Here is a 26,203-nt window from a genome sequence, read left to right on the forward strand (position 1 = left end):
TTTTACCTCACGTCAGTCTGCTGTTTCACAGGAATACTCAAAATTTGAAAAGTCAGCTGTACCGCCGCTCATTTTTTCAGAAAACAAAAACAGTGCAAATCGGCAGCCGGTAAAATGGTCTAATTTGAAATACAGCTTATGCGTGATACCGAGTTTTCTCCACGTGCTCTGCTCTTTGTAGAAAAACTCCGCTTCGTCCTTTTCATTTTCAAAGTCAACATGCAGTTTTAGCTGCACAACAGGATTGTCAAGCGGTATCCGTGCAACCTCAGTCGGGGGTGTTCCCGGCTGCCCTTGTGCGGATGCATTCTCCGCTTTCTTTTCCGTCATCACCAAAAAGTACTGCCCATCATCTTTGGCAACCGCAATGTACCCATAACAACCCTGAAACGCGCAGAGCCCAGCGCAGTCACCATCTTGCAGCTCGGATGCGTCCAAGGTCACACAAGCGCTGCAGGCTGGACCCCACATCCGCTGTGTCAGCGTATTGACAGCATGCTCTACACTGCTGCAGCATTTGCCGGAAGTAATGCGGAAATGGCCGGGACGCTCTGTAACTGACCACAGGCTGTTATTCGGTTCATGGTTCCACTGCCAGAAACTTTTCAGATGAACATTGCTGCAGCTGTCTGGCTGACACTGAAAATTATCACTCCCCGCAAGTGGGCTGTAGGAATAGCCGGGACGGGTACTTTCCGCCGTCAACTGTTGTGGCACTTTGCCATTTACGCCTAACACTGGAAAGTCATTCTCCCACTTCACCGGCACCAGCACCGGTACGCGGCCGACCGCCCCGCGGTCCTGAAACAGCATAGCGTACCACTTTCCATCCGGAGTATCCACAATGCCGCCCTGCGCAACACCAGCGTTGAAGTAACCGAGGTCATCGTCCAGCACGTTTCCGCCAGTAAACTCGCCGGTAAGGGAGTCCGCATAAAAGCAGGCCTCCACACGCCGCTTGGAACCATCAGCCAGCCAATGGATGAAGAAAACATAATAGTGCCCGTTAATTTTATAAATATGGGAACCTTCGTAGCCAAGGCAGACATTTTCCTTGTCCTGAACGATTATTCTGTCCAGTCCGCCTGGTTTGGGACCGCTCAAATCACTGCAAAGTTCTGTCAGGTGAATTTCTGTATTGCCGTAAACAATGTAAATTTTTCCGTCATCATCAAAAAGCAAGGAATTGTCATGATAGAATCCTGCAATATTCTGCTTCTTCCACGGCCCCTCAATTTTTTCAGATTGATACAGGTAGGTCTTATGTGTGTCATTGGCGACAAAACAGATGTAAAACTTACCGTTATGCCGGCGAATGGAAGCCGCCCACATTCCCTGCCCGTATATGGTCTTTTCCCCCTGCAGCCGCTGTGCCGGCGTGCTGTCCAGTGTATCATAGACATAAGAAGCTATTTCCCAGTGAAGCAAATCATAGGAACGCAGAATCACCGCACCTGGCATAAAGTGCATAGTGGTACTCACCATATAATAGGTATCCTCCACGCGAATGACATCGAGATCCGGATAATCGGTCCATAAAATCGGATTTTGGACTGTCTGTTTGGTTTCCATACAAAAATTCTCCTTGTTTTATAAAAAGGCAGAGCATCCTTTTTCATGGATACTCTGCTGAAAATTATTTTACCAGATACGGTAATTGCCGCTGAGCGCGAGGAATGCAAATAAATACAAGCAATTATCATAATAGCGGCGGTCGCCAGCACGCAGCGGTGTATTCCAAAAGTTTTCCACACACTGCCGTGCAAAACTGCCCTGTGCCGCAAGACTCGCCTGTGCATTCACCGCTGTCATGGCGACCGGATGCAGTGCCTTCCCCTCCAGCACAGTTCCATCAATAGCATAGATTCCAATCGGATTTTCCCGCACAGTCTCGCAGAAAAATTTCTGCAGGCGGTCCGTTTCCTGTACTGCCCAGCTGTCCGCGGCAAACCAGCTGTAGTCCAGTGCTACATTGGCAACGGTACGGTAGGCATCGCTGTAATACCAGTCGTGCCGGCCGCCCCAGCGTCCGGGCTTCTCCACATGTGGAGAACCGTCAAATTCCGAATACTCTGCACTTAAACCGGTAACCGGATGGCAGGCTTTTTTCAGGTACGCACGGCTTGCCTGCGCGGCGGCTTTCCAGAAGGGCCGGTCTGCCTCCTCTGCCCACAAAGCAAAGAGCTCGTAAAAGTGTGGCAGATGGTAAGAGGGATCTGTAAAGTCCACTTCAGGAATAAAGCGAATCAGATGATTTTGGGAATCCCACATAGCGCGGCCCTGCATACCATTTTCCCCCTTGTGGATACAGATATGCAGCAATGTGCGCGCTTGTTCACTATAGTTGAAAATGCCCGTTCCATCGCCCCAGCGGTGAGAAGCAAACAGAAGTGCCATTGCAAAGTACTCTTCGCCATCCGGTGCAGGACCCCATGCGTTTTTGGTTCCATCCACCGCGCAGGACCACGCAAAATACCCGGCATTTACTCCTGACTCCATGTACATATAAGTTTTCGCCCATTTCCACAGGCGGTCAAACTCCTCTTTCTTATTCAGCTGCACGCACATCATCATGCCGTAGGACATACCTTCTGTGCGTGCATCATGGTTGCCTGTGTCTTCCATGTAACCCATATTACTGCCGACCGGATGATAAATGCGTTCTTCTTCTGTGCCGTAAAACATGGTCTGAAAGATTTTTTCCAGACGCTGCCGGATTTCTTTTTCTGAATAGCCGTATTCAGAAAAGACATTCCGATAAACTCCGGTTTCAAATGCGCCTTTCATTTATAAGGTTCCTCCTGCCATATGATTATTCTTTCACTGCGCCCAGTGTCATGCCGGTAACAAAGTACCGCTGCAGGAACGGATACAGGCAGACAATCGGCACCATCGTAATAATGGAAGAAGCCGCGCGGATAGACGCAGGTGTAACTGCATTTGCGCCGCTGTTCTTCATGGTATCTACCGAAGCTGAACTGCCTGCACCGGAACCGGTAACAGAGGAAAGCAGTTTCATCAACTCATACTGCAGTGTAGTATACTGCGAACTGACGCGATTGTAAAGCATGGCGTCAAACCAGCTGTTCCAGTGCCCAACTGCAATGAACAGTGCAACGGTAGCCAGAACCGGCATGCACAGCGGAAGGGTAATCTTTACAAAAATCGTCATATAACCTGCGCCGTCCAGCTGGGCAGACTCTTCCAGACTAATTGGCAGGCCCTCCATGTAGCTGCGGATGACCAGCAGGTTAAAGGCGCCGGTCAGGCCCGGAATAATATATACCCAGAAGGAATTGGTCAGCCCCATGCTTTTATAGATGAGGAAAATCGGGATCATGCCGCCGTTAACGTACATGGTAATTACCCAAAAAAGATTCATCTGCTTTTTCAGCAAATATTTCGGGCGGCTGCACATGAATGCCAGCAGCGCGGTAATAAACAATCCCAAAACCGTACCCAGAACCGTACGAGCAACACTGTTCCAAAGGCCGGTCATCAGTGTCTGCTTGGCAAGTACGGTCTGGTAGTTGTAAAGCGTAAATTCACGCGGCCAAAGGTAAATGCCGCCGCGGAGGGCATCTGTTGCATTGTTGAAAGAAATTGCAAGTGTATTCAGAACCGGATACAGCGTTACCGCAATGAATAAAATCAAAAAAATCGTATTACATACAGTAAACACACGGTCTGCTGTTGTTTGTGGGCGCTTATGTCTTTTGATTGAAACTATTTTTTCAGCCATACTGCTTTCCTCCTTAAAACAATCTGGTATCGCTTGTGCGCTTTGCCACTTGGTTTGCAATGACAATCAGGACAATGCTGACCGCGCTCTTGAAAATACCGGCAGCGGTGCCAAGTGAAAAGTCATTCTGGCTGATGCCCCATTTCAACACGTAAATATCGATTGTCTGTGAGAAGTTGCGCACAACGTCATTGCCCAGCAGGTACTGTACCTCAAATCCGGCATTCAGCACATTGCCGATGTTCATAATCAGAAGGATAATAATGGTGGTTGAAATGCCCGGCAAAGTCACGTGGCGGATCCTTGCCCAGCGGCCGCCGCCGTCGATGGAAACCGCTTCATAAAGACTGGGATCAATCGCGGTAATTGCGGCAAGGTAGATAATCGCGTTCCAGCCGGTCTCTTTCCAGACCATTGCAAATGCTTCAATCCACCAAAACCAGGTCGGTTGTGCAAAGAAATTGATGGGGTCTGAAACAACATGCAATTTTACAAGCAGGTCATTTACAATGCCGGTACTGCCAAGTGTGTCCAGCAGAATGCCGCAGGCAACGACCCAGGAAAGGAAGTGCGGCAGGTAGGAAACCGTCTGCACAAACTTTTTGCCCGGCAGGCAGCGCACTTCGTTCAGCAGGATTGCGAACGCGATTGCAAAAACGGTGCCGAGCACCAGGTTCAGAATGCTCATGGCAAGGGTATTTCGCACAGTTTCCCAAAAAGCAGAATCCTGAAACAGCTTCTGGAATACTTTCAAACCTACAAATTTAGAACCAAACAGGCCATCACGAGCTTTGAAGTTTTGAAAGCCCATAATCCAGCCAATCAGCGGCAGATAGCAGAAAACAAAACCATAAATGAAGAACGGAATAGACAGAATCAAAAGAACCCGCTGATTTTTTGCCTCTTTAAGCCAGGCTTCCCTGTGTTCCTTTTTAATCTGTTTTTTTGTTGATACTTCGGCGTTTACAGCCATTGGAATCACCTCGCGCATTTACTTACAGTAAAACAAACGGCCCGGCATCTGATGTCCTGAGCCGAGGCCGTTTGTTTCAAGCTTTTTCAGTTATAATTACTTGGAAGAAGTTTCGTACTTTTTAGCAGCCTCTACACGATTCTTTACCGCTTCCTCTGCCTTAGTCATGTAAACTGCCGCATTCGTTGCTTTATAAGCAGTCATGTAAGAATTCCACTCGGAATCAAAGCTGTCTGCCATGCAGACCTTCGGCAACCACTGATGCTTAACGTCTGCCATCTTAGTCCATGCAACTTTTGCTTCATCTTCTGCAGAAAGGGTGTCAGAGAATGTGTAAATTGGGTACCATGCGCCAGGAGTTTCATTATCGCCAAGCATATCAACATATGTTTTTGCGTTGTATGCCTTGAAGCATTCTTTCAGGTTCTGGCTTAAACCGCTTTGGAACTCACTTATCTGTTCCGCAGGTGTAGCTGCATTTTTGTTGTCCAGAATCTGGCCTTTAAAATTCGGGAAGTAGGAGTAACTGCAGAAATGAGATGCCTTATAGGTTGTGTCATTTGCCTTGTCACGCATTGCCTGTGTACGGGTGAACATGCCGTCTGTACCGACATTGTAATCTGTATCTTTGACACCCCAAGCACGCAGGGAAACAACTTCGGGGCTGAGCAGGTCATTGATGAACTGAAGGGCACCTTCAACGTCTTTGCAGCTGGTAGTAATACCGACGCCACCTGCAACGTTTGTAACGTTCTGCGTTGTGTGCCACTGGTTCTTTACACCTTCTTTGATCGTAATCGGCAGCGGTACATATTCGCAGCCCTCAGCGTCCAGTTTCTGTGTTTTCAGTGCAGCGTTTACATTGTTCGAGAAATCCCAGTACTGGTCGATCATGCCGAGCACAGCGCCAGTGGAAAGCTTGGAGATGTACTGATCATACTTCTGCGTAAAACTCTCCGGGTCAACAATACCTTTTTTGTACTCGGTGTTCAGCTTCTGGAAGTAGGTTTTTGCGGTTGGGGTTGTGTTGTAATCAGTAACCTTCAGGGTCTTCGGGTCAACGATGCAACTGCCGTCGTTCGGATAGCCATCGAGGAACTGGGGTGCATTCTCCAGGCAGAAGTAACGCCAGTCATCGCAAAGAATGGTGTAGCCAATATTCTTTGTACCGCTCTTCATGGTTGGATTCGCCTTCAGGTACTTTTCAATCAGGTCAAAATACTGATCCATCGTGGTAATCTTCGGGTAATTTGCCCATTTCAGTACGCGGGTCTGAATCCAAAATGCTTCATCGTTATGAATCGTGTTTGTGGGCTTACCATTCGTCACGCTGAACTGCGGCAGATAATAAATATGACCGCCGTTTGCATTCTTGATTGCATCCCACTGCTCTTCTGTGAAGTATTTCTTAATGTTCGGATATTTATCTATGTAGTTGTCCAGCTGTATAAACGCACCGGCATCCACTAAAGAACGGGTTGCGTCACTGCCGTCTACAAAGTCCGGATACTCACCGCCGGCAATCAGGGTTCCGATGGCTTCCTTGGCACTCTGCCCGGTCAGCCATGTTTCTTTGCACTTGGCGCCGATTAGGTCTGTGATTTTCTTTTGTACTTCGTTGTCGTCATTGATTTCCGTACCCGGCACTGCGAAGAACGCTTTGAACTGTTTTACCTCGCCGGATTTTCTAGCAGTGGAGGCTGTGCTGGCCGCACTGCCTGACGCAGTAGAATCACCGCTGCCGCCTGTTGCACAGCCGGCCATGCTGCTCACCATCAGCGCTGCAGCAACTGCAAGCGCCAAAAGCTTTTTACCTGGTTTCATTGTCGATTCCTCCCAAAATTATTTGTGATTGTGCAATCACTTTCTTTGTTTTGCTGAAATTATTATAAGCTGTATTGTACAATCTGCACAACAGGGCAAAGTTCAAATAAAAACGGGGGAAATTATAGTTTCCGCAAAGTTACTATAATTTCGCCCGTTAAACAGTATTTTACTGGTTGCTATTCCCTTGCACCGGCCTGCCGCCGAAATTTGGTCGGTGTACAGCCCTTTAATTTTACAAAACGGTCAATAAAATAATCGATATCCCGGTAACCGACCTTATTTGCAATTTCGTACACCTTTGCATCCGTTTGCAGCAGCATTTGCGCAGCTTTTTCTATGCGCAGCGAAACCAGATAATTTTTAAAACTCTTTCCAAATTGCTTTTTGAACAGCTGTCCCAGGTAGGCACTGTTCAAGTAGTATTTTTCGCTCAGTGTTTTCAGGCTGATATCCTCCGCAAAGTGCTCCTCCACATCCCGCTCAATATCCGCCAGCACGCCTTTGGCCGATTTGTTGCGCAGCGTAGCAAGGTACTCCGCATACTCCAGCGCAAAATGCCGAAAGTGCGTTTCACTGCCATACATCATGTTGCGGTCGAACGCATTTTCGCTGATATAATGCAGAATTTCCTCCTGATTGATTTTGTCGTCCTGCTGCACCGCCAAATGTACGAACTGAAAAAGAATATAATCTATGTTCAAATTAATAAGGCCCGGCTCCAGATTCATCCGGCTTATCTGCTCGTAAAGCTTTGCCACGCAGGCTTCAATACCCGCACTGTCATTTTCCGCCACAGTGTTGATAAGCTTATCCAGTTCTGATTTTTGCAGAGAAGCAGCGCCGGAGCGCCCTTTCATTTCTTCCTCATACCAGACAATATCCCTGTCCATGGTAAAAGCCTGGCAGCTCTTTGCAATCTCCGCTGTACGGTATGACTCCGCAAGTTCCGTCAGCGCACCAACCTTGCACCCCGCATAAAACCAGACCGGCTCCTGTACAGCCTGCGTAACACATACGCGCAGCTGTTCCAAAAATGCATGCCCGCTGCCCGCGCCAGAGCGATTGCAGCAGATCAGTCCCACATCATAGCAGCCTTTCTGCTGCGTGACGTTAAACACGCAAAAACAGTTTTTTCGTTTCCCGGAAAAATCGATGCAGGCACGGTAGATTTTTCGCTGCACACCGCGTTTCTGTTCTTCTGACTGTTCTTTATCACCAGCCTCCATACCGATATACCGGTACTCCTGCGCCGTACCAATTTTTTTCTCAACGCCCGCAAGGTCGGCGGCGTCATACTTGCCCATCAGCAGCGCCACCATGCTGCGTGCATAGTAGGCCTCCTCCATACGCGCATTTTTCTGCTGCTGCAAAAGCTCTGCACTGACACTGCTGGCAATGCTGCGCAGCAGTTTGAGCAGTTCCTCTTTCTGCACCGGCTTTAGAATATACTCCAAGCACTGATAACGCATGGCTTTCTGTGCATAAGAAAAATCGCTCATACCGCTAAGAATCACAAAACGTGCATCGGAAATGTGCTCGTTTCGCACCTTTTGCAGCAGTTCCAGCCCGTTCATTTCCGGCATGCGGATGTCGGCAATAATTAGGCTGACCGATTCCTGCTTTAAAAATTCCACTGCCTGCTTCCCGTTTTCCACTGTCCCGGCAATACAGAAACCTTCTGCCTCCCAGTCTATCATGGCGCGCAGCCCCTGCAAAATAAACGGTTCGTCATCCACTAAAAGCACTCTCAGCATTTGGGCGTACCTCCCTGCTTTTCCACCGTTTGCTCCGCCTGCTCTGAAAAGGACGGGTAGTTTCTTCTTCTGCCGCAGTCAATGGGCATATGTATCATCACCGTACAGCCAACTCCTTCCTCACTTTGCACTTCAAAGCATGCACGGCCACCGCTGAATGCTTTCAGCCGGAAGCAGGCGTTTACAACGCCAACTCTGCCGCCGCTGCTCAAACGCTGCATGCTTGCGTGCTCCATGCTGTCCTGCATGGAGCACAGCTTCTGTTGTGTCATGCCGACCCCCGTATCCTCCACTTCAATAACAACTTCTTCGCCCGCACTTCTGACCTCAATAAAAATCCAGCCGGGGCCTGTCTTGCCCTCAATGCCGTGTACACAGGCATTTTCTGCAAAGGTCACAATCGTCAGTTTTGGAATGTACAGCCCTGCGCACGCCGGATCCACCTTGATTTTATAAGAAAGCTGCTCACCAAACCGGTATTTTTGCAGCTGGAGGTACGCCTCAGCAAACTTGACTTCCTCTGCCACTGTTACAACATCTTGACTCCAATCTACCGATTGGCGCATCATTACGGAAAGCTTGCAAATCATTTCAGCCGTTTCGCCTTCATGCTTCAAAATGCTGCGCATACGAATGCTTTCCAGCGCGTTAAACAGGAAATGTGGATTAATCTGGCTTTGCAGCGCCAGCAGTTCTGCGTTTTGACGGGAAATATCCGCTTCCTGCTCTTTGAGTTTTCCTTTGTAAACCACCTGGATCAGTTCGTTGATACGGGTGGCCATTTGATTATAGTCCCGCATCAAATCGCCGATTTCGTCCCGCCCGCGCACACTTTGGATGACCTCCAGATGGTCACCGCTTTTGTCGATACTGCCCAAATGGCGGCTCAGTTCCTCCAGCCGCTGTGTAAAGGAACGGTTAAAGAAATACATGAAGCCCAACGGAACAAATACACTGAAAGCCAGCACCACTAAAATCAGCAACAGATTATTCTGCAGCATAATTGCCACACTCGAGCTTTGCCGCAGTACATAGATATTCCAATTCTGTGTATAAAAGCTGACTGGCAGCGTATAACCGATTTTTTGTCGTACCTGCGGCTGCAGCTTTTCAAAATCCGCCACTGCAGAAGTATTGCCGCAGTTGGAATACAGAATTGTGTTACCGGAACAAACATAGACCGGGCAGGAATATTTCGCGTTGAGAATAGCATCCTCAATCACGCTGTAGTCGATGTTGAGCCGCATGATTTTTTCACGCCCGCCGTAATAGTTCAATTTACGCATGATTCCAATACAGCGCACCAGTCCGTTTGCGTAACCATCGTCCTTCTCCTGCGCACGGTAAGGGTAAACCACCATTTCCCGTCCGCTGTTCTGCAGGTACTGATACCACTCTGTACTGCGTACAGCATTCAGGCTGCCAAATTCACTGCCGCCCACAATGCTGTCATTGTCCGCGTAAATCTTCAGCAGTGCGTTGCGCCCAACCAGACTTACGTCAAAAATGGAGTTTTCCTTCAGTACCTGAAAGTTCTGAAAATAATCGTATGCAGAGGCATACTCTTTATTCAGAAAAGAATTGATTTTTTTATTCAGATAGTAGTCCTTGGTAATAAAAACTGCGTCCTCAATGGTTTTATTGATATTGTACTTGGCAGCCTGCGCAATATTGGCCATTTCATTTTCCTGTTTCCGAACTTCACTGTTCATTAGGTTCATCAGAAACGCGCCGTTTAAAATGATTACAGGTATGATAATGCAAATAAAATATAAAAAGTACATTTTTTTCTTGATTGGAAAGCTGTCAAAAATTCTGCCCAAATAATCCGAAATGTTTTGCGGCCATGCTTTCATTTTCGTACTTTCCCTTCTGTACCTTTTTGCAGTTTGATAAATTATATTAATATAACAGTTATTCCATTGAATATTAGTACCATATTACTACAGCCACGATTAAAATTCAAACAAAATCTTCGTTTTTATAAAGCACACGGACTCCTATGCGGCTTTTACAAGCGCACACAAAAAGCACAAATGCACACGCAGGAATGACTCATACAAAATTCCGACATAATACAATTCTTATTTTTCGTAAATTCTCCTGTACAGTTTTTTGTTATACTTTCACTCTAATTTATAGTGTTTAATTCTTAACTACGCTACGATATACTTTTTTACAGAAGCAGAATCAAAAGGAGAATTTCAAAAATGGCACTATTTGAACAATATCGAAACGGAATTAACCTTGGCGGGTGGCTTTCACAGTTCAGTGCAACCAGAAAACAGCACTTCGAAACCTTTATTCAGGAGCAGGACATCCGGCAGATTGCCCAGTGGGGTGCCGACCATGTGCGTCTTCCGGTGGACAGTAATGTTTTGGAAATGCAGTCAGCACCCTACGGAAGCAATGAGGCAGGCCTTGCCTATGTTGACCGCTGTCTCCAGTGGTGTGAAAAATACCACTTAAGTGTATTGTTGGATCTGCACCATGTGCAAGGACATATTTACGGAGAAATGGATAAGCCAGTCCCATTATTTACAGAGCCGACACTGCGTGCGCGTTTCCTGAAAATCTGGGCCAATCTCACGCAACGATATAAAGGTATTGGCAAAAATCTCGCTTTTGAATTACTGAATGAGATTTCGGATGCAAGCAGCTACCAGTGGAACCAACTGTGTGCAGATGCTGTAAAAAAAATCCATCAGATTGACAGCCGCCGCATTATTTTAATTGGCAGCAATGAAGCAAACAGTATTTTCACGCTGAATCAGCTTGCGTTTTCTGATGAACCAAATTTGGTTTACAACTTTCATTTTTATGATCCCATGCTTTTTACACACCAAAAAGCACATTTCAGTCAGGACTTGCGCGATTTTAACGCTACTGTACATTATCCAGGTGAAATGAAAGGCTTTCCAACCTACCTTGCTACGCACCGACAGTACATCAGCAAATTTTACCGTACCGCATGGGAGGAAACCAATGATAAAGCGCTAATGCAGAAATACCTGACCAACGCTGAAAACTTCATCCGCTTCACGGGACGAGAGCTTTACTGCGGCGAATTCGGTGTCATCAAAGGTGCACCAGAGGAAGACGCTGTCCAGTGGATAACAGACTTGACCGCGTCACTGGACACGCTCCACATTGGACATGCGTACTGGTCCTACAAGGAAATGGATTTCGGCATTGTGGATGAATTCAGTCAAGTAGTCCGCCCTCAGATGCTAAAAGTGCTGTTTCCAAACAGTCGCGTATGATTTGTTGAAATAGGAAACGGACGAGGTCAGCTTTGCGCTTTCCCTGTCCGTTTTTTGCGGTACTTATATTTTGATTGCCATAGCAAGAGTTCCAATGACGACAACCAACGCAACAACTTTTATAAAAAGACCAGGCAAAGCCGGCTTAACGCCTGCTCTGCCCGGTCTTTATGCTATAAAGAGCCACACATGTTATGAGACTTATTTCCAGATTAAAATTCGATTCATGCCAGCTTTAATATTCTCCAACGGACCGACGGTCGGGTTGGACTTTCTGGCTTGTCCCAGATAATCCGTATCCAGTGCAATCGGCGTTCCATCCGGATTTTCGTAAGGTGCTTCTGTAATACGCGGCATTCCCAGCTTTTCAGTAGTAATCACCTGAGTTGGGACTTTCAGCAGACCAGCATCCACTTTCCACTCCAGATAAGTGCCGTCATCCGCTGCCACAATCTTAATTTCCGGGTCTTCTGTACTGACAAACTTTTCCGCTTCATTCTGGAACGGCTGAGCACCCTTCAGGTAACCATTGTCATTGATATACACCGGCTGCTTCACCTTTATAAACTGCTCCAAGTCACCGTTGCCAAGCGCTGTGACCTTGTCTATATATTCCTCAAGGGAAGTCGGGTGTCCGTTGTAGCCAACTGTGCCCTCAATGGACTGTTCAGAATAGATGGTATTTCCGCCGAGGAACACATTCTGATAAATACGGTCATCACCGCTGTACACGACGGTAGTACCTGCAACTTCTGTAGAATGTGCGAAGTGATATGGTGTGGAACGGTCAAGCACATCTTCCCGGCGCATTGTGCCGCAGCAGAGGTTGTGCAGATAGGCACCGCCCTGTGAAATATTATCAAAGTTGTAGGACGACGCAAAAATATTGTTGTCCACCACATAAGGGCCATGCGACACTTCAACCATCAGGTCGCGGTCATTGGCATAGTACAGATTCTTGCTGACGCGGGTGCCCTGTGCCTGCCAGTCCAGCCAAGTACCCAGTGTGCAGTTGTGAATGTTGTTGTTGCAAATCTGCACATCAATGGCGGCATGCAGCTTGATGCCCGCAATCTCATAGCCAAAGAACTCATGCTTTACCGCAATGTTGTAAATGTGGTTGTGAGAAATTTCACTGAACACACAGCCCATGTGGCCAACGATGCCGTTCTGCCCGCAGTCGTGAATCACGTTGTTGCGAATTACATGGGAACCGATTTTTTCTTTGCTCCAGCCAATCTGCCGTGCGCGGAAAACAGCCTCCATCTGATACTGATACCCAGGTTTGCGGTGTGTGCGGGTGCACAGGTTGTGGCCAGTGGATTCCTCTTTGCCAAGGCTGATGCCGCTGCACTTTGCATCATGAATTTCGTTATTCTCAATAATCCAGCCTTTGCTCCAGTTGGGGCCCAGAAGTCCGGGCTGGTCAGCTGTCGGCGGAGTCCAAGGGCAGGCAGCCTGCGCCATCTCAAAGCCGCGCACCGTAATATAGTTTCTGCCGGTTCTTTCCGGGTAGAAGCAGCATTTGCGCACATTGATTTCTGTCAATTCCTCATTCGGGTTTTTCCCCTGGAAGTTGGCATAAATCACGGTCTTTTCGTGGTCACTCTCTGTGTACCACTGGTAAACTGTATCTTCCGGATGCGGCAGCGGTTCTGCGTGCTTTGTCCACGGCGGATTGTAACCCTCTGTACGCACAACCGGATTTTTCACTTCATCCAGTGTTTTGGCTTCATAAAAAGATTTACCGTTCATGTAAACATCGCCGGTATGCAGGAAATTATCCGGAGGATAAATGAACCAGTCACCAATCAGCACTTCTTTATACGGATTGTAAGAGCCAAAGTAGCTGTTTGGCAGTTCTACTTTCCATACATTTCCCTCTACCAGTTCCCAGTTTGTAATCTGCTCGGAACCCTTAATGACAACTTTTTCACCTTCGGCTGCTTCATACACGATACGTGCAACGTTGCTGTGACCGCCATGCGCTGGTTTTACCCACTCGCGGTACACACCTTCATGCACGACCACCCGGTCACCTGCAAGCGCGACTTCCGCTGCTTTTGAAATCGTCAGAAACGGGTGCTCACTGGTGCCGTCTGCGTAATCACATCCATTTTTTGCTACATGATATTCTCTCATGCCAGTACCTCCTGTATATTGTTCACTGTAAAGTTTTGCTCTGCTTACAATATAGCAGACTGCGGCAGCACTTACTTTACAATTCTTGCGGTTTCTATTGCAATTATTGCGCTGTTTTTCTGCAATATGCATTGTTTTTTTTACTCTGTTAACAATTTCTATTTCAATACTGCCAGAATTACGGTATGATAGAGAAAACAGGCGCCGCACTTTTTTGAACTTAATTCTGAGGAGGAATGTAAGATGATTAAAAATCTTGACGGCATCTTTGAAACTGTTACTTTTCAGAAGAATATTGGAATTCTCATTCATCATATAACCAGCGATGAAAATTTTCCTGACCATTGGCATAACCCCATGGAAATCATTCATGTCACTGCAAATTGGTACAAGATCCTTGTCAACGACAGGACCTACTTGCTGCAGCAGGGCGACATTGCGATTATCCGTCCCGGCACAATTCATGCTCTTTTTGCACCGGAAACGGGCAGCCGCACCATTTACCTGGCCGACCTCTCTCCCCTGAACCAGATTTCCAGCTTCGAAACGCTGCTGGCGCTTCTGCCGCCTGTGTCCATCATCGCCGACAAAACGGATCAGGAACTGCACAAAAAAGCCGACGCACTCCTTGCCTCGATTGAGGACGAGTACGCCGGCTCCGGTTCATTTTCGGAAGTTTTGATTTACAGCTCTCTGATGGAACTGCTGGGACTTTTGGGACGCAGTCAAATTTTAACGGATGCTTCGGCGGACACAGGCGGTACACAATCCTGCAAATACGCAGAACGCATGCTCTCCGTATGCAGCTATATCAATGACCACTGCACCGAAGAGTTAACTCTTTCCAAAGCTGCAGACCTAGCTGGTTTCAGCAAGTATCACTTTACACGGCTGTTCAAAGATTTTGCACACACTTCTTTTTACAAGTATCTCAACAAAAAGCGAATTTCGCATGCAGAGCAGCTGCTGATTAACCCGGACTATTCCATAACGGAGGTGGCACTGCACTCCGGTTTTTCCAGCCTGACCGCGTTTATTCGCATGTTTAAACAGCTGAAGGGCTGCACCCCGACGCAATTTCGCAAGCTCTATTCGCTCGACTGTATGAACCGCGTCAGCGGTGAAAAAAGCACAGCGGATATTTGACGGTTCAATCGATTTCTGCCAGAATTGTTTTAACAATCTGTTCCACGGTAATACCATTTTCTTTCAGCAGTTCATCGGGAACGTATCTGTCCGGAAAACTCTTCTTAAAGCCAAAGTTTTTCACTTTCATATCTGCTAAACCATAATAACTTGCTATCTTTTCACCAAATCCGCCCTCCAGAATGCCATCCTCCAGCGTGACCACCATGCGGTGATTTGCCTTCAGGCTGTCCAGCAGGTCTGTATCCAAACCGGTTATGAATTTCGGATTGATGAGTGTTACCTTAATGTGATGTTCTTTTTCAAGAATATCCGCTGCCTTTTTGCCCAGTTCGTAAAAATCACCGAGTGCAAGGATGGCTGCATCCTGCCCTTTTCTTGTTACCTGATACTTGTTCAGTTGGGAGTAATCCGTAGTGTCCGCAGTGCCGCTCTCCCGAACACCTGTAGCAGGCACACGGATTGCCACCGGGTGCTCCTGCTGTGCAATGCCCCACTCCAGCATGGCGAAGTATTCTTCCTTACTGGTCGGCGCAAGGTACACCAGATTGGGAATATTGCTGATCATAGCAATGTCATAGATACCAAGATGTGTAATATCCGTCATACCATAAGCAGAAGCCGCAAACACCAGAAGCACAGCAGGATTGTTGTTGATGCACAGGTCCTGTGAAAGTTGGTCGTAAGTCCGCTGCAGGAATGTGCCATATACACCGTACACCGGTTTGCCGCCGTCTGCCGCCATACCGGAAGCAAGTGCAACCGCATGTTCCTCTGCAATGCCAACATCAATGAACTGGCTCCCGGCCTCTTTTCGTCTTGCCTGATTAAAGCCAAACACGCCCGGTGTTCCGGAAGTAATCGCCGCAACCGTGGAATCCTGCTTCATTTTTTCAAGCAGATATTCCGCTGTCAAATCCTCATAGGATGGCCCGCTGAATGAGAATTTTGGTTTTCCGGTGGCAAGTTCAAACGGCATACCCCAATGCCAGCTTTCCTTGTCCATTTCTGCCGGGGCAAAGCCTTTTCCCTTGGTTGTGTGAATGTGCACGACTACCGGCTTCTCACTGTTCTGCACAGCCTGAAATGTTTCCACCAGTTTTTGAATATCGTGTCCATCGTCAAGGTAGCAGTACTCCAGCCCCATTGCCTTAAAGAAGTTGCACGCACAGGTGCCGTTTGATTCACGCAGTTCCTTCAGGTTCTGGTACAGGCCGCCGTGGTTTTCCGCAATGGACATGCCATTATCATTTACGATGATAATCATATTTGTCCCGGCTTCGGCGGCATTGTTCAGTCCTTCATATGCTTCTCCGCCGCTGAGGGAACCGTCGCCAATCAGCGCAATCACATTGTAGCGTTCCCCTTTTAAATCTCTGACCTTTGCCAAACCGCAGGCCAGACTGATGGAAGTGGAAGTGTGCCCAATTTCAAAGCAGTCGTGCTGGCTTTCATGTGGGTTGGTAAAACCAGAAACATCATCATACTCCGCAGGATTTAGGAAGGCTTCTTTGCGGCCGGTCAGCATTTTATGCGTATAGCTTTGGTGAGATACATCATAAACAATTTTATCGGTTGGCGAATGAAAGACATAATGCAGCGCCACAGTCATCTCGACCATGCCGAGGTTCGGCCCAATATGGCCGCCGTGCTCACTCAGCTTTTTCAGCAGGGTTTTCCGAATTTCTCCGCTAAGTGTTTGCAGCTGCTCAAAAGACAGCTTTTTTACATCTGCAGGTGAATTTATTTTTTCCAAAAACATATTTACAGTCCTCCTTGTTTGTTATAAGCATACAATCTGGAGTCCACTCCAAGTCAAGAGAAAATTTAAGCACTTTTTAAATAAAATTATACATCCGGCAAAAACATGGTAAAAAGCTTTGCCGTTACAAAACTCTGTTACCGCAAAGCTTGCTTTTTAGATTTCGTTTTGCTATGCTTGATGGAACAGAAAGTATTAGGAAAGAGTTGATTAGATGAGGCTTGCCATTGTATTTGCTCCATGCAAAGCGACACAGGATAGAATTCGCATGGAGTAACCGTCAATCTATCCGGTAGCTTTGCATCACCTGCAATCCATTAAAATTTGAAGGAGCAAAGTTACATGAATAAAAATCAATTAGAGTTTGGATTTGCCGAAGTGGACATCACCCCCTCCGGTGCAGTTGAAACCATTGGCTTTGGCCGGCCAAACGAGTGGTCGCACGGTGTTCTGCACCCACTGTCCGCGCAAGTGACTATCTGGCACTGCGGCGCAGAAACCTGCTGCCTTGCCGCCATTGACCATATCGGCTTTTCCCGTCAGCATGCTGACCAGCTGCGCTGTACCATTGGAGAGAACCTGCACATTGCAAAAGAAAAGGTTATGCTGTGTTTTTCACACTGCCATTCTGCTCCAAACGACAGTGCTGCTCCAGAGTATTATCAATTCGTATGCAGGCAGATGCAAAAGGCTTCTGCCGCTGCATTGCTTAACATGACACCGGTTAAAGCAGCATGGGGTATTGCCCGCACCGAGATTGGGGTCAACCGCCGCAAAGGTGCAACAGCGTTGGACGACCGGCTGGGAATTCTCAAAGTCTGCGATTCCAAAACTGGAAAGCTAAAGCTTCTTTTGCTGCGCCTGACCGCACATGGCAATGTGCTGAAAGCAGATAATCACCTAATTTCCCCTGACTATTTTGGTACTGTCCGTGACACGCTGGGCACTGTGTACAGCTGTCCAATCATGGTCACACAGGGGGCATCCGGCAACATTGCGCCAAAATATTATCAGTCCGCAATCAATCCACCAGACGCAGCAGATGAACGCTTTATCCGCTCGCACACTGCCCTGCAGGACATGGCGGATATCATACTACGTGACGCTGCCCCTGTTATTGAGCACCTACAGCCGCAGGAAACCAGCCGTATGACCATGTACGCGCGGCAGCTTCCGCTGTTTGCGGATGTTCCTTCCGCCGAACAAGCACACACAGTTGCAGCAGAGGCAAAACGGTTCTGCGGCATTGACGGCACTGGCTGGCTGGCAGAAGGAAACCGGCTGCGTAAAAACGGTGTAAAAGAACAGCAGGTACCCATAGAAATACAATATTTTCTGTTGGGAAAAGGCTGCCTTTGCGGTACTGCCAGTGAAATTATGTGTGAATTTGCCCTGCAGACAGCGCAGCTGCTGAAAAATGACCTGTTCTTTTTCGGTGGCTACACCAACGGCTGCACCGGCTACTTCCCCACCACGGAGGAATTTGACAAGGGTGGCTACGAAGTGTATTGGTCGCTGCTCCATTTCTATATGTATCACGGTCACGTTTTTCCGCTCAGGCGGGAATCCGCGGAAACGCTCGTCCAATTCACCGTACAGAATTTTCTAACAGAGCAATCATAAATGAAACAAACGAAAACGGACAGGAAAACGCAGTTTGCTTTTCCCTGTCCGTTTTTCTATATCAGAATTTATCGGCTGAGTTTTGCGCCAGCGCCTTTCTTCATAACCGCTTCCACTTCCGCTTCGGTGGAAAGATTCAAGTCGCCGCCAATCATCAGCTTCAGCACACTGGCCGCCAGTGCGAAATCAATGACTTCCTGTGGCTTCTTTTCATGCAAAAGGCCATGCATCAGACCGGCACCAAAAGCGTCGCCGCCGCCGACACCTTCCATGACATGGATTTTACGCACCGCTGTTTCTGTAAATGTACCGTTCTGCAGCAAAATACCCATCCACTCACTGTCCTCCACCGAATGGATATTCCGCAGCACACTGGCTACTGTTGTGCAGGAGGGATAGCGCTTCGTAATCTCCCGCATACCCTCGCAGAACTGCTCTTTCTGCTCGATTCCGCGGCTCATGTCCCCGTCAAACGCGCGGATGCCGAGGGAAGCCTCAAAATCCTCGTCATTGGCAAGACACACGGTCACATACTGCATCAGTCTGTCCATGACCGGCTGTGCCTGCTGCGCTGTCCACATTTTTCCTCGGTAGTTGAGGTCACACACCACCGGAATTTTCCGCTTTTTGCAGCACGCCAGTGCATCCTCCAGCGCACCAGTCAGTTCCGGTGACACAGCCGCTGTAATACCGGAGAAATAAAAGCAGCGAACTCCCTCCAGCAAAGCAGGCCAATCAAACTCGGAACGCTGTGCCGTGGCAAAGGCACTTCCTGCACGGTCATACACCACGTTTGTCGGGCGGATATCCGTTCCTTTTTCAAAGAAATAGATACCCAGCCGCGGGCCGCCGCGCAGTACCCGCGAGGTATCCACGCCATAGCGGCGCAGTGTGTTGCGGGCCGCGTCCCCCAGCGGATTCTGCGGCAGCTTCGTCACACAACCCACCGCATCCCCAAATTGTGCAAGGGAAACCGCAACATTCATTTCCGCTCCGCCAAATGCTGCTTCAAAACTGTCCGCCTGTAAAATCCGACTGTAGCCCGGTGTTTTCAGGCGCATCAGCATTTCCCCAAATGTTAAAACTTGATTCATCGTTTTACTTCCTCCCGAATTACATCGTTCACGTACAACTGCTGTAAAAGTACCTACTGAAACAGTATAAGGCACTTTCCGCACTTCGTCCAGTGTTTTTTGCAGTCCTATTTTCGCTGCCATTTATCCTTTTGAGTGCTCTTTCCCCACTTTTTTCTAAAAAGTTTTTACAAAGAAAGCAAAGAGCATTTGACTTTTTCGTTCAGCGTGCTATAATATTACAAAGTTGTAACAGAAAATTTCCCGGATTTAAAAAACAATCCAAACTATAGAACGCGGGAACAGCAGGTTCCGATTTTCAAACAGTTTCCCGTCAAATCAAGGATTTTTTTTATTTGACGAAAGAAGGACACTATGAAAGCAAAGAAATTTACAGGAAAACGCATTTTAGCAGCCGCACTGGCTTTCTCCATTACCGCCGCCGCGTCAGTTTGCCCCATTTTCGCAGCCGATGATGTCGATTCACTTAAAGCAAAACAGGACAGCCTTGCGCAGCAGCAGCAGCAAAACAGCAGTCAGCTTGCTTCTCTGCGGCAGAACGAGGCAGAAAAGTCCACCTACGCTTCCACACTCAAAGCACAGCTGGCAACCATTGAAGAGCAGGTCAACAATTACAACAACCAAATCACAGATTTGGACTTGCAGGCACAGAAAGCAGAAACTGAAATTGCAGCCACAGAAAAGCAAATCAAAGCGGACACCACAAAGCTGAAAGAACGTCTGTGTGCACTTTACAAAAGCGGCGGCGCAGGCAACCTGCAAATCCTGCTTTCCTCAAAAGACTTAGCAGACCTTGCAGATAAGTCGGAAGCAGTTTCCATGGTAACCGCACACGACACCGACCTGATTAACCGCTTGAAATCCGAAAAACAAGCTGTACAGGCAAAAGAAGTCTCAATCAAACAGCAGCGTCAGCAGGTGGAAAGCATTAAAGCGGATGTCAGTGCCAAACAGCAGCAGCTGACTGATACTTTGTCAGAAACCAACCAGTTCCTGCAAAACATCGGTCAGCAGGAAATCAACCTGCAGACACAGGGTTCCACACTGGAAGCACAGGCCGCAAAGATTTCCACGGCGATTGACAGCTGGTCACAATCCCAGAAACCACAGAGCAGTCAGACCTCCAATTCCGGTTCTGGCTCTGGTTCCAGTGCTGAAAACTCCTCACAGTCTTCTTCCTCTTCCAACAATTCCAGTAATTCTTCCTCATCCTCCAATGAGTCTCCCTCCTCTTTCTCCAGTGTGATTGGAAAAGCGGAATCTGCGCTCGGCAAACCTTATGTGATGGGTGCGGCCGGTCCGGACGCATTTGACTGCTCCGGTCTTGTATGCTGGGCATTCGGCATTGGCAGAGCCACCGCACAGGGACTGTACAATGAATGCTCTAAAGTATCTGTTTCTGAACGGCAGCCCGGAGACCTGATTTTCTTCTCCGGTACATATGACTGCGGCGAAACAGTAACTCATGTCGGCATCTACATTGGCAGCAACACAATGATTGACGCAGAAGACGGCGGCGTTTCAGAATGCTCTACAGAATCTTCTTATAATCTGCAGCACTTCTACGCTTACGGCAGACTGTAAAAAATAAATTACGGTAAATGAAGCGGACAACAGCAAGGTAAACACTTGTTGCTGTCCGCTTCATTTTACAAAAGATTTCCCCGGGAAAGTACATCTAAAAGCACCTATGCAGGCAAAAAATAACCGCAGCAAATTTTGCCGCGGTTATTTTTGTCATCTTTACATTTGTTCCTGTATTGCTGCCATCAGCGGTGGAATCAGCTGCTTTTTTCGGCTCATTACTCCCGGAAGCACCGCACAGCCATTTTCAGGCTTTACGTGAAATGCTTTTTCAACGATCAAATCCGCATTCGGCCCGGTAAACATCAGGTCAGTGGATTCATTGGGTACATCCGTACACATATAGAAAATCAACGGAATCCGCTGGTGAGCAGCAGCTTCTTCCAAATAGGAAGTAAGCAGCTTCTTGACCGAACTGCGGGACTTCTCGGTCATATAGTTTCCCTGTCCCACGCCAAAGCGAACATCCCCACGGCTAAAAATCTTAAAATCGGAAAGAAAGACCTCTTCCGCTGTTTTGCCGGTTAAATCGCCGCCCGCCTCAAACATCTGCTGCGCATAAACAGGAGTATCCACTCCTGCAATTTCTGCCAATTCAGCAGCAGCGGTTTTGTCAGCCGGTGTGCAAGTGGGACTGCGGAACATCAGCGTATCAGAAAGGATGGCAGAAAGCAGCAGCCCTGCAATTTTTTTTGGCACTTCCACATGGTTTTCTAAAAACATCTGGTAAACAATCGTGCAGGTGCAGCCCATCGGTACGTTGCGGAAATAAATTGGGTTCATGGTTTCCACTGTATTCAGCCGGTGATGGTCAATAATTTCAAGCACCTCGGCTTCATCCAAACCATCAACCGCCTGCGCCTTTTCGTTGTGGTCCACCAGAATGATTTTTTTGCGGTGTACATTCAAAAGATTTCGCCTGCTGATTACGCCGCAGTACAAACCGTTTTCGTCCAGAATTGGGAAGTAGCGCAGCCGCACGCTTGCCATGACCCGGTGTGCTTCTTCCACAGGGGTATTCAGGTTAAACTTTAACAGGCCCTCGGTTGTCATATAGTGCCGAATTGGTGCTGCCTGACTGATGAGCTTCGCAACGTCATACATCAGGTATGGTGTCGTAATAATGCGGCATCCCTTCTCGGACGCGCGGGAAAGAATCGTGCGGGGGGCTGACATCCCGCCGCAGATAATAATGCATCCGGCACCGCATTCGATGGCATAAAGCTGGCTTTCATACCGATTGGAGAGGATGACCATATCGCCTTCGCGTACGTATTCTTCCATTGCGTCCGGCGAGGCAGCACCAATATAAATACTGCCCTTGTCAATTACGTCGCTGTCATCGCCCAAAATCATTTTTCCGTTCAGCGCAGAGAGCACATTTCGGTAGGGTGTGCGTGCTTTGGAAAGCACATCTGTGTCCAGCAAGTCCATGTTTGCGGTCGCAACATCTTTAATGGTAATCACACCGAGCAGCTCATTTTTAGCACTTGTAACGCATAGGGTATCAATCTCTACCCTGCGCATCAACGCCCAGGCTTCCTTTAAGGACATATTGCCGTCCACTCCCGGCTGGCGGCGGATATCAATATCTTTTACCTGCGGGCTGACATCTGTGCACAAACGCGGTGGTTCAGCCTCAAAGTAATTGAGTACGAATTCTGTTTCTCGGTTCAGCTGACCTGCGCGGCGCGCCTCACAGTTCCCGCCAAGCTGATTTTTTAAATACGCATATGCCAAAGCGGAACAGATAGAGTCTGTATCCGGGTGGCGGTGACCAATTACGTTTACTCTTCGATGTACATCCGTGTGAGGCATGAAAAAGTCTCCTTCTTTGTTAAGGGGTGTTTTAAAAATTCCGGTCAAAGCAAAGTCATAAATATATTATAACCATATCTGCAACCCGGTGCAAATCCTATTCCGTTTGTCCCATCGACTCTGTTCATTACTTACTGCTTCAATTTCGCAGTTTACTGTATCCATTAACATTTCTGTAGATAAATTTTAAGTTAACCACATTTAAATTAAAAAACGAAAAAGCTGTCTGCGCCTCAGTTCGAGCGCAAACAGCTTTTATTGAATTTTGCAGCATATTCAGTTGTCCGCCAAACACGCGTCAAACTGTCTGATAAGCTCATCTTTGTCCAGATTGCGTCCAATCAAAACAATTTTCACACAACGGTCGCCGTACTTTTCATCCCAGTTTTTCCGCACATTCGCGTTTTTCCTGAGCACTCTTTTCTGGTGTTCGCGGGTATCCGCCGCAAGCCATCTGCCAAACAGGTGTGTCGTAATTTCCCAGCCAGCCTGCTCAAAGACATACGCCTTATCCGGCTCATCTTGAAACCAGACAAAACCCTTTGCACGAATAATATTGCGCGGAAAATGACTGGACGCAAACTTTTCAAACGCTTTGGAATTCAGTGGCCGTCTGCGTTTGTACACAAATGTCTGAATTCCATACTCCTCGGTTTCGGGTTTCTCCTCTTCGTCTTCCTGCAGCGCTTCTGCCCAACCGGATGACTTTGCCGCTTCCTCAAAATCAAATGCGTGTGTGTCCAAAATTTCAGAACAGCTTACTTTACCGTAATTAGCCTCAATAATTTTCGCCTTTTTCTGCAGAGAGCGTATCACAGAAAGCACTTCCCGCTTTTGTTCTTCTGAAATTTCGTCCACTTTGTTCAGTATGACTGTGTTGCAAAACTCAATCTGCTGAATCAACAGGTTTTCGATATCATCTGCTGTCAGAGTTTCTTCCAGCAGAGAAGCGCCGCTGCCGAACTCGTCGACCATTCTTTTGGCATCCACAACTGTAACGATGTTATCCAAACGGCAGACATTCGCGGCTTCATTCATTGCCAAGAGTGTTTGTGCAATCGGGACCGGCTCACAGACACCGCTTGCCTCAATCAAAATGTAATCAAAGCTGCCTGTTTTCAGCAGGGTGGCAATCTGCCGGACAAGGTCCATCTTCAGCGTACAGCAGATGCAGCCATTCTGCAGTGGCACAAGACTTTGTGACTGCTTGCTGACACCGCCACCCTGTGCAATCAGGTCAGAGTCAATGTTGACTTCGCCGATGTCATTGACAATCACCGCGACCTTGTAGCCCTCCTGATTGCGCAGCACATGGTTTAACAATGAAGTTTTCCCAGAACCCAGGTAGCCTGTCAGAAGCGTTACAGGTACTGCTTTTCTGTACATGAATGTCATACCCTTTCCTGTAAACACTGCAAATCACTTTACTTCTTTATGCAGTGTGTGTTTGTGAAGTCTTGGGCAGTATTTCATCAGCGCAAGACGTTCCGGATGTGTCCTTTTATTTTTGGTTGTGCAGTAATTTCTGTCTCCGCATTCTGTGCAGGCCAGTGTTACTTTTACTCTTGCTGTGTTTTTCACTGCTGCTCCCCTCCTTTGCACACACGGTTCACACAGCCGGAGCGCAGCGCTCTGGCTGAAACCCAAATGTGCTTTCGGGTCCCGTTGATTTCCACATGAACTCTTTGCAGGTTTGCGTGGAACATCCGGTTGCTGCGGTGGTGAGAGTGACTCACGTTATTTCCAAATGCAGTTCCTTTTCCTGTAACGGCGCACTTTGCCATAGTATGACCTCCAATTAAAAATGCAACTTACTTGCTTTTTAAGCGTAACATAATTTTCCTTGGAAGTCAACACAAATTGCAGTTAATTTGCGTTTTGCTTTTTTCGGCAGTCACTGCAAAGCCCGTACAGCACGCTTCCCTCACACTGCAGCTCAAAGCCATGGTGCTCCCGCAGATGTGCCTGAAACTCCCGCATAAAGCCACAATCAAGGTGGATAATCCTGCCGCACTGGGTACATTTTAAGTGCAGATGTTCAGAACACTGCTTTTCCTGCCCACTGTACTGGTAAAGCGCCTTTTCACCTTTTTCTGCAATATACTTAATAATTGTTTTCTCTTCACAAAGCCTGTCCAGATAGCGATAAACCGTGGTTGGATTCACGGAATTGCCGATGCTTTTCAGGTGCTGGCAGATGTCCGCGGCACTGACCGCTGTTGTGCCATTCTGCTGCAAAAAGTCACTGATTTCCTGCCTAGCCTTTGTGTTATAACTGCTTTTTCGCTGCATGACTGCTGCTCCTTTCTTAATTGTTTATTTACTTTGACAGGCATTTTTTCAGCTGCCTAAGAATCGCAGATTTTTCGTAACCGCGGCCAATGAAAACAATTTGATTCATGCGGTCACCATAGGTTTCGTCCCAATCATCCATTGCGTTAGGATGTTCCCGCAAGATTTCCTGCTGACTCTCCTTTGGCAGCGCACACACCCAGTTTGAAACTTCGGTTACGGATGCATTTCTGCCTGCCTGTTCAAAAAGTTGTACGTGGATGTCATCATCCGCAAACCAAACGTAGCCCTTCGCACGGATAATTTCTTCCGGGTAATCGTTCTGCAAAAAATCCGAAAAACGGTCATAGTCAAACGGCCGCCTTTCTTCAAAAAGGAACGAGGTAATGCCGCAGTCTGTGTCTGTTTCCTGCGCACCCGCACTGCTATTCAGCGTGCGCGAAACCAGTGAGGAGCGCCCCGCTTTTTCGTAATCGAATCTGCCACAATTCAGTATGGCTGACGGGTTTACTTTTCCCTGTACTGCTTCCACGATTTCCGCTTCCGGCTGTAATTCCTGCAGAACCTTTTTTACTCTGTCAATTTGGCCGCGTGAAAGCAAATCACATTTATTTAGAATAATCAGGCCGCAGTATTCAATTTGGTCCATTACCAAATTGATAATATCCGGGTCTTCCTCTGTTTCATCACCGGCTTCTGCCGCTTCCATTTTCCCAAGGAATTCCGTATAAATCCGGTCAGCGTCTGCCACTGTTACCACAGAACTCAAGTAAATTGGGCTTTGCGGCATCATTTCCTCGTAAACTTGAAAACCCTCTGCAATATTTTCGGGATTACTCACACCAGAGGCTTCCACAAAAACAGCTTCAATCTCCGGACTTCCCGCCAGCCGGTCTATCTCCTTCATAAACTGATTTTGCAGCGTACAGCAGATACAGCCATTCTGCAGTTCAATCATTTCTTCTTTCTCGGCCGCTGTGCCGCCGTTTTTCAGAATGCCGGCATCGATATTGATGCTGCCGATATCATTGACAATCACAGCAATTTTCCTGCCCATTTCGTTTTTTAAAAGTTCATTTAGAACCGTGGTTTTTCCACTGCCAAGATAACCGGTTAGCAGTACAACCGGCTTTTTACCCGCTCCCACTTCTTTACTCATATACGCTCACTTTCTAACGCGAAC

20 protein-coding genes are annotated in these 26,203 nt (G+C 47.6%); 4 read left to right on the forward strand and 16 right to left on the reverse strand.

What is annotated here, in order from left to right; translation table 11 throughout:
- Window positions 1-12: 12 nt before the first annotated feature.
- The 7 genes from H6X83_RS10025 to H6X83_RS10055 form a co-directional block, all read right to left on the reverse strand.
- On the reverse strand, window positions 13-1,572 hold the full coding sequence (locus tag H6X83_RS10025) for a glycoside hydrolase family 43 protein (RefSeq protein WP_212506347.1): 1,560 nt from the start codon (window positions 1,570-1,572) through the stop codon (window positions 13-15).
- A 69-nt stretch (window positions 1,573-1,641) separates the two neighbouring features.
- The gene (locus H6X83_RS10030; protein ID WP_212506348.1) at window positions 1,642-2,787 is read right to left on the reverse strand and encodes a family 8 glycosyl hydrolase; all 1,146 of its coding nucleotides are present in this window, start codon (window positions 2,785-2,787) and stop codon (window positions 1,642-1,644) included.
- Window positions 2,788-2,812: 25 nt separating this feature from the next.
- Window positions 2,813-3,742: a carbohydrate ABC transporter permease gene (locus H6X83_RS10035; RefSeq protein WP_212506349.1), complete on the reverse strand. Its 930-nt coding sequence runs from the start codon at window positions 3,740-3,742 to the stop codon at window positions 2,813-2,815.
- 13 nt (window positions 3,743-3,755) lie between these two features.
- Window positions 3,756-4,715: an ABC transporter permease gene (locus tag H6X83_RS10040; RefSeq protein WP_212506350.1), complete on the reverse strand. Its 960-nt coding sequence runs from the start codon at window positions 4,713-4,715 to the stop codon at window positions 3,756-3,758.
- A 96-nt stretch (window positions 4,716-4,811) separates the two neighbouring features.
- Complete coding sequence (locus H6X83_RS10045) at window positions 4,812-6,539, reverse strand: type 2 periplasmic-binding domain-containing protein (protein ID WP_212506351.1); 1,728 nt, start codon at window positions 6,537-6,539, stop codon at window positions 4,812-4,814.
- 179 nt (window positions 6,540-6,718) lie between these two features.
- Complete coding sequence (locus tag H6X83_RS10050; protein WP_212506352.1) at window positions 6,719-8,296, reverse strand: response regulator transcription factor; 1,578 nt, start codon at window positions 8,294-8,296, stop codon at window positions 6,719-6,721.
- On the reverse strand, window positions 8,290-10,152 hold the full coding sequence (locus tag H6X83_RS10055) for a sensor histidine kinase (protein ID WP_212506353.1): 1,863 nt from the start codon (window positions 10,150-10,152) through the stop codon (window positions 8,290-8,292). The genes H6X83_RS10050 and H6X83_RS10055 overlap by 7 nt, the downstream gene beginning before the upstream one ends.
- 354 nt (window positions 10,153-10,506) lie before the next feature.
- Here H6X83_RS10055 and H6X83_RS10060 point away from each other — a divergent pair, with 354 nt between their 5' ends.
- Window positions 10,507-11,559, forward strand: a complete 1,053-nt coding sequence (locus H6X83_RS10060; RefSeq protein WP_212506354.1) for a glycoside hydrolase family 5 protein — start codon at window positions 10,507-10,509, stop codon at window positions 11,557-11,559.
- 201 nt (window positions 11,560-11,760) lie between these two features.
- On the opposite strand, the gene H6X83_RS10065 is transcribed toward H6X83_RS10060, so the two are convergent.
- Entirely contained in the window at window positions 11,761-13,701 is a 1,941-nt protein-coding gene (locus tag H6X83_RS10065; RefSeq protein ID WP_212506355.1) for a right-handed parallel beta-helix repeat-containing protein, read from the reverse strand.
- A gap of 243 nt (window positions 13,702-13,944) precedes the next feature.
- On the opposite strand from H6X83_RS10065, the gene H6X83_RS10070 reads away from it, so the two are divergent.
- Window positions 13,945-14,847: an AraC family transcriptional regulator gene (locus H6X83_RS10070; protein ID WP_212506356.1), complete on the forward strand. Its 903-nt coding sequence runs from the start codon at window positions 13,945-13,947 to the stop codon at window positions 14,845-14,847.
- A gap of 4 nt (window positions 14,848-14,851) precedes the next feature.
- Here the strand turns inward: H6X83_RS10070 and H6X83_RS10075 are convergent, their stop codons facing one another.
- The gene (locus tag H6X83_RS10075) at window positions 14,852-16,609 is read right to left on the reverse strand and encodes a 1-deoxy-D-xylulose-5-phosphate synthase (protein WP_212506357.1); all 1,758 of its coding nucleotides are present in this window, start codon (window positions 16,607-16,609) and stop codon (window positions 14,852-14,854) included.
- A 342-nt stretch (window positions 16,610-16,951) separates the two neighbouring features.
- On the opposite strand from H6X83_RS10075, the gene H6X83_RS10080 reads away from it, so the two are divergent.
- Window positions 16,952-18,232 carry an alkaline ceramidase gene (locus tag H6X83_RS10080; protein ID WP_212506358.1) on the forward strand — a complete coding sequence of 427 codons (1,281 nt, stop codon included), beginning with the start codon at window positions 16,952-16,954 and terminating at the stop codon, window positions 18,230-18,232.
- Window positions 18,233-18,300: 68 nt separating this feature from the next.
- Here H6X83_RS10080 and H6X83_RS10085 read toward each other — a convergent pair whose 3' ends face one another.
- On the reverse strand, window positions 18,301-19,326 hold the full coding sequence (locus H6X83_RS10085; RefSeq protein ID WP_212506359.1) for a sugar kinase: 1,026 nt from the start codon (window positions 19,324-19,326) through the stop codon (window positions 18,301-18,303).
- Between the two features lie 354 nt (window positions 19,327-19,680).
- Here H6X83_RS10085 and H6X83_RS10090 point away from each other — a divergent pair, with 354 nt between their 5' ends.
- On the forward strand, window positions 19,681-20,910 hold the full coding sequence (locus tag H6X83_RS10090) for a C40 family peptidase (protein ID WP_212506360.1): 1,230 nt from the start codon (window positions 19,681-19,683) through the stop codon (window positions 20,908-20,910).
- A 159-nt stretch (window positions 20,911-21,069) separates the two neighbouring features.
- Here H6X83_RS10090 and H6X83_RS10095 read toward each other — a convergent pair whose 3' ends face one another.
- From H6X83_RS10095 to H6X83_RS10120, 6 genes are all read right to left on the reverse strand, one after another.
- Complete coding sequence (locus H6X83_RS10095) at window positions 21,070-22,728, reverse strand: putative manganese-dependent inorganic diphosphatase (protein ID WP_212506361.1); 1,659 nt, start codon at window positions 22,726-22,728, stop codon at window positions 21,070-21,072.
- Window positions 22,729-23,004: 276 nt separating this feature from the next.
- Complete coding sequence (locus tag H6X83_RS10100; RefSeq protein WP_212506362.1) at window positions 23,005-24,114, reverse strand: CobW family GTP-binding protein; 1,110 nt, start codon at window positions 24,112-24,114, stop codon at window positions 23,005-23,007.
- Window positions 24,115-24,147: 33 nt separating this feature from the next.
- Complete coding sequence (gene rpmG, locus H6X83_RS10105) at window positions 24,148-24,309, reverse strand: 50S ribosomal protein L33 (RefSeq protein ID WP_212506363.1); 162 nt, start codon at window positions 24,307-24,309, stop codon at window positions 24,148-24,150.
- Window positions 24,306-24,512: a 50S ribosomal protein L28 gene (gene rpmB / locus H6X83_RS10110; protein ID WP_212506364.1), complete on the reverse strand. Its 207-nt coding sequence runs from the start codon at window positions 24,510-24,512 to the stop codon at window positions 24,306-24,308. Before rpmB ends, rpmG begins: the two co-directional genes overlap by 4 nt.
- A gap of 82 nt (window positions 24,513-24,594) precedes the next feature.
- Complete coding sequence (locus H6X83_RS10115; protein ID WP_212506365.1) at window positions 24,595-25,020, reverse strand: Fur family transcriptional regulator; 426 nt, start codon at window positions 25,018-25,020, stop codon at window positions 24,595-24,597.
- 28 nt (window positions 25,021-25,048) lie between these two features.
- Window positions 25,049-26,179, reverse strand: a complete 1,131-nt coding sequence (locus H6X83_RS10120; RefSeq protein WP_212506366.1) for a CobW family GTP-binding protein — start codon at window positions 26,177-26,179, stop codon at window positions 25,049-25,051.
- Window positions 26,180-26,203: the final 24 nt, after the last annotated feature.

Origin of the sequence: Caproicibacterium amylolyticum (genome assembly GCF_014467055.1) — a bacterium.
GTDB lineage: Bacteria > Bacillota > Clostridia > Oscillospirales > Acutalibacteraceae > Caproicibacterium > Caproicibacterium amylolyticum.

What these genes read in the sequence shown, in the direction of transcription:
- H6X83_RS10025 (WP_212506347.1), bottom strand. Translation starts at nt 1,572, where the DNA reads ATGGAAACCAAACAGACAGTCCAAAATCCGATTTTATGGACCGATTAT.
- H6X83_RS10030 (WP_212506348.1), bottom strand. Translation starts at nt 2,787, where the DNA reads ATGAAAGGCGCATTTGAAACCGGAGTTTATCGGAATGTCTTTTCTGAA.
- H6X83_RS10035 (WP_212506349.1), bottom strand. Translation starts at nt 3,742, where the DNA reads ATGGCTGAAAAAATAGTTTCAATCAAAAGACATAAGCGCCCACAAACA.
- H6X83_RS10040 (WP_212506350.1), bottom strand. Translation starts at nt 4,715, where the DNA reads ATGGCTGTAAACGCCGAAGTATCAACAAAAAAACAGATTAAAAAGGAA.
- H6X83_RS10045 (WP_212506351.1), bottom strand. Translation starts at nt 6,539, where the DNA reads ATGAAACCAGGTAAAAAGCTTTTGGCGCTTGCAGTTGCTGCAGCGCTG.
- H6X83_RS10050 (WP_212506352.1), bottom strand. Translation starts at nt 8,296, where the DNA reads ATGCTGAGAGTGCTTTTAGTGGATGACGAACCGTTTATTTTGCAGGGG.
- H6X83_RS10055 (WP_212506353.1), bottom strand. Translation starts at nt 10,152, where the DNA reads ATGAAAGCATGGCCGCAAAACATTTCGGATTATTTGGGCAGAATTTTT.
- H6X83_RS10060 (WP_212506354.1), top strand. Translation starts at nt 10,507, where the DNA reads ATGGCACTATTTGAACAATATCGAAACGGAATTAACCTTGGCGGGTGG.
- H6X83_RS10065 (WP_212506355.1), bottom strand. Translation starts at nt 13,701, where the DNA reads ATGAGAGAATATCATGTAGCAAAAAATGGATGTGATTACGCAGACGGC.
- H6X83_RS10070 (WP_212506356.1), top strand. Translation starts at nt 13,945, where the DNA reads ATGATTAAAAATCTTGACGGCATCTTTGAAACTGTTACTTTTCAGAAG.
- H6X83_RS10075 (WP_212506357.1), bottom strand. Translation starts at nt 16,609, where the DNA reads ATGTTTTTGGAAAAAATAAATTCACCTGCAGATGTAAAAAAGCTGTCT.
- H6X83_RS10080 (WP_212506358.1), top strand. Translation starts at nt 16,952, where the DNA reads ATGAATAAAAATCAATTAGAGTTTGGATTTGCCGAAGTGGACATCACC.
- H6X83_RS10085 (WP_212506359.1), bottom strand. Translation starts at nt 19,326, where the DNA reads ATGAATCAAGTTTTAACATTTGGGGAAATGCTGATGCGCCTGAAAACA.
- H6X83_RS10090 (WP_212506360.1), top strand. Translation starts at nt 19,681, where the DNA reads ATGAAAGCAAAGAAATTTACAGGAAAACGCATTTTAGCAGCCGCACTG.
- H6X83_RS10095 (WP_212506361.1), bottom strand. Translation starts at nt 22,728, where the DNA reads ATGCCTCACACGGATGTACATCGAAGAGTAAACGTAATTGGTCACCGC.
- H6X83_RS10100 (WP_212506362.1), bottom strand. Translation starts at nt 24,114, where the DNA reads ATGTACAGAAAAGCAGTACCTGTAACGCTTCTGACAGGCTACCTGGGT.
- rpmB (WP_212506364.1), bottom strand. Translation starts at nt 24,512, where the DNA reads ATGGCAAAGTGCGCCGTTACAGGAAAAGGAACTGCATTTGGAAATAAC.
- H6X83_RS10115 (WP_212506365.1), bottom strand. Translation starts at nt 25,020, where the DNA reads ATGCAGCGAAAAAGCAGTTATAACACAAAGGCTAGGCAGGAAATCAGT.
- H6X83_RS10120 (WP_212506366.1), bottom strand. Translation starts at nt 26,179, where the DNA reads ATGAGTAAAGAAGTGGGAGCGGGTAAAAAGCCGGTTGTACTGCTAACC.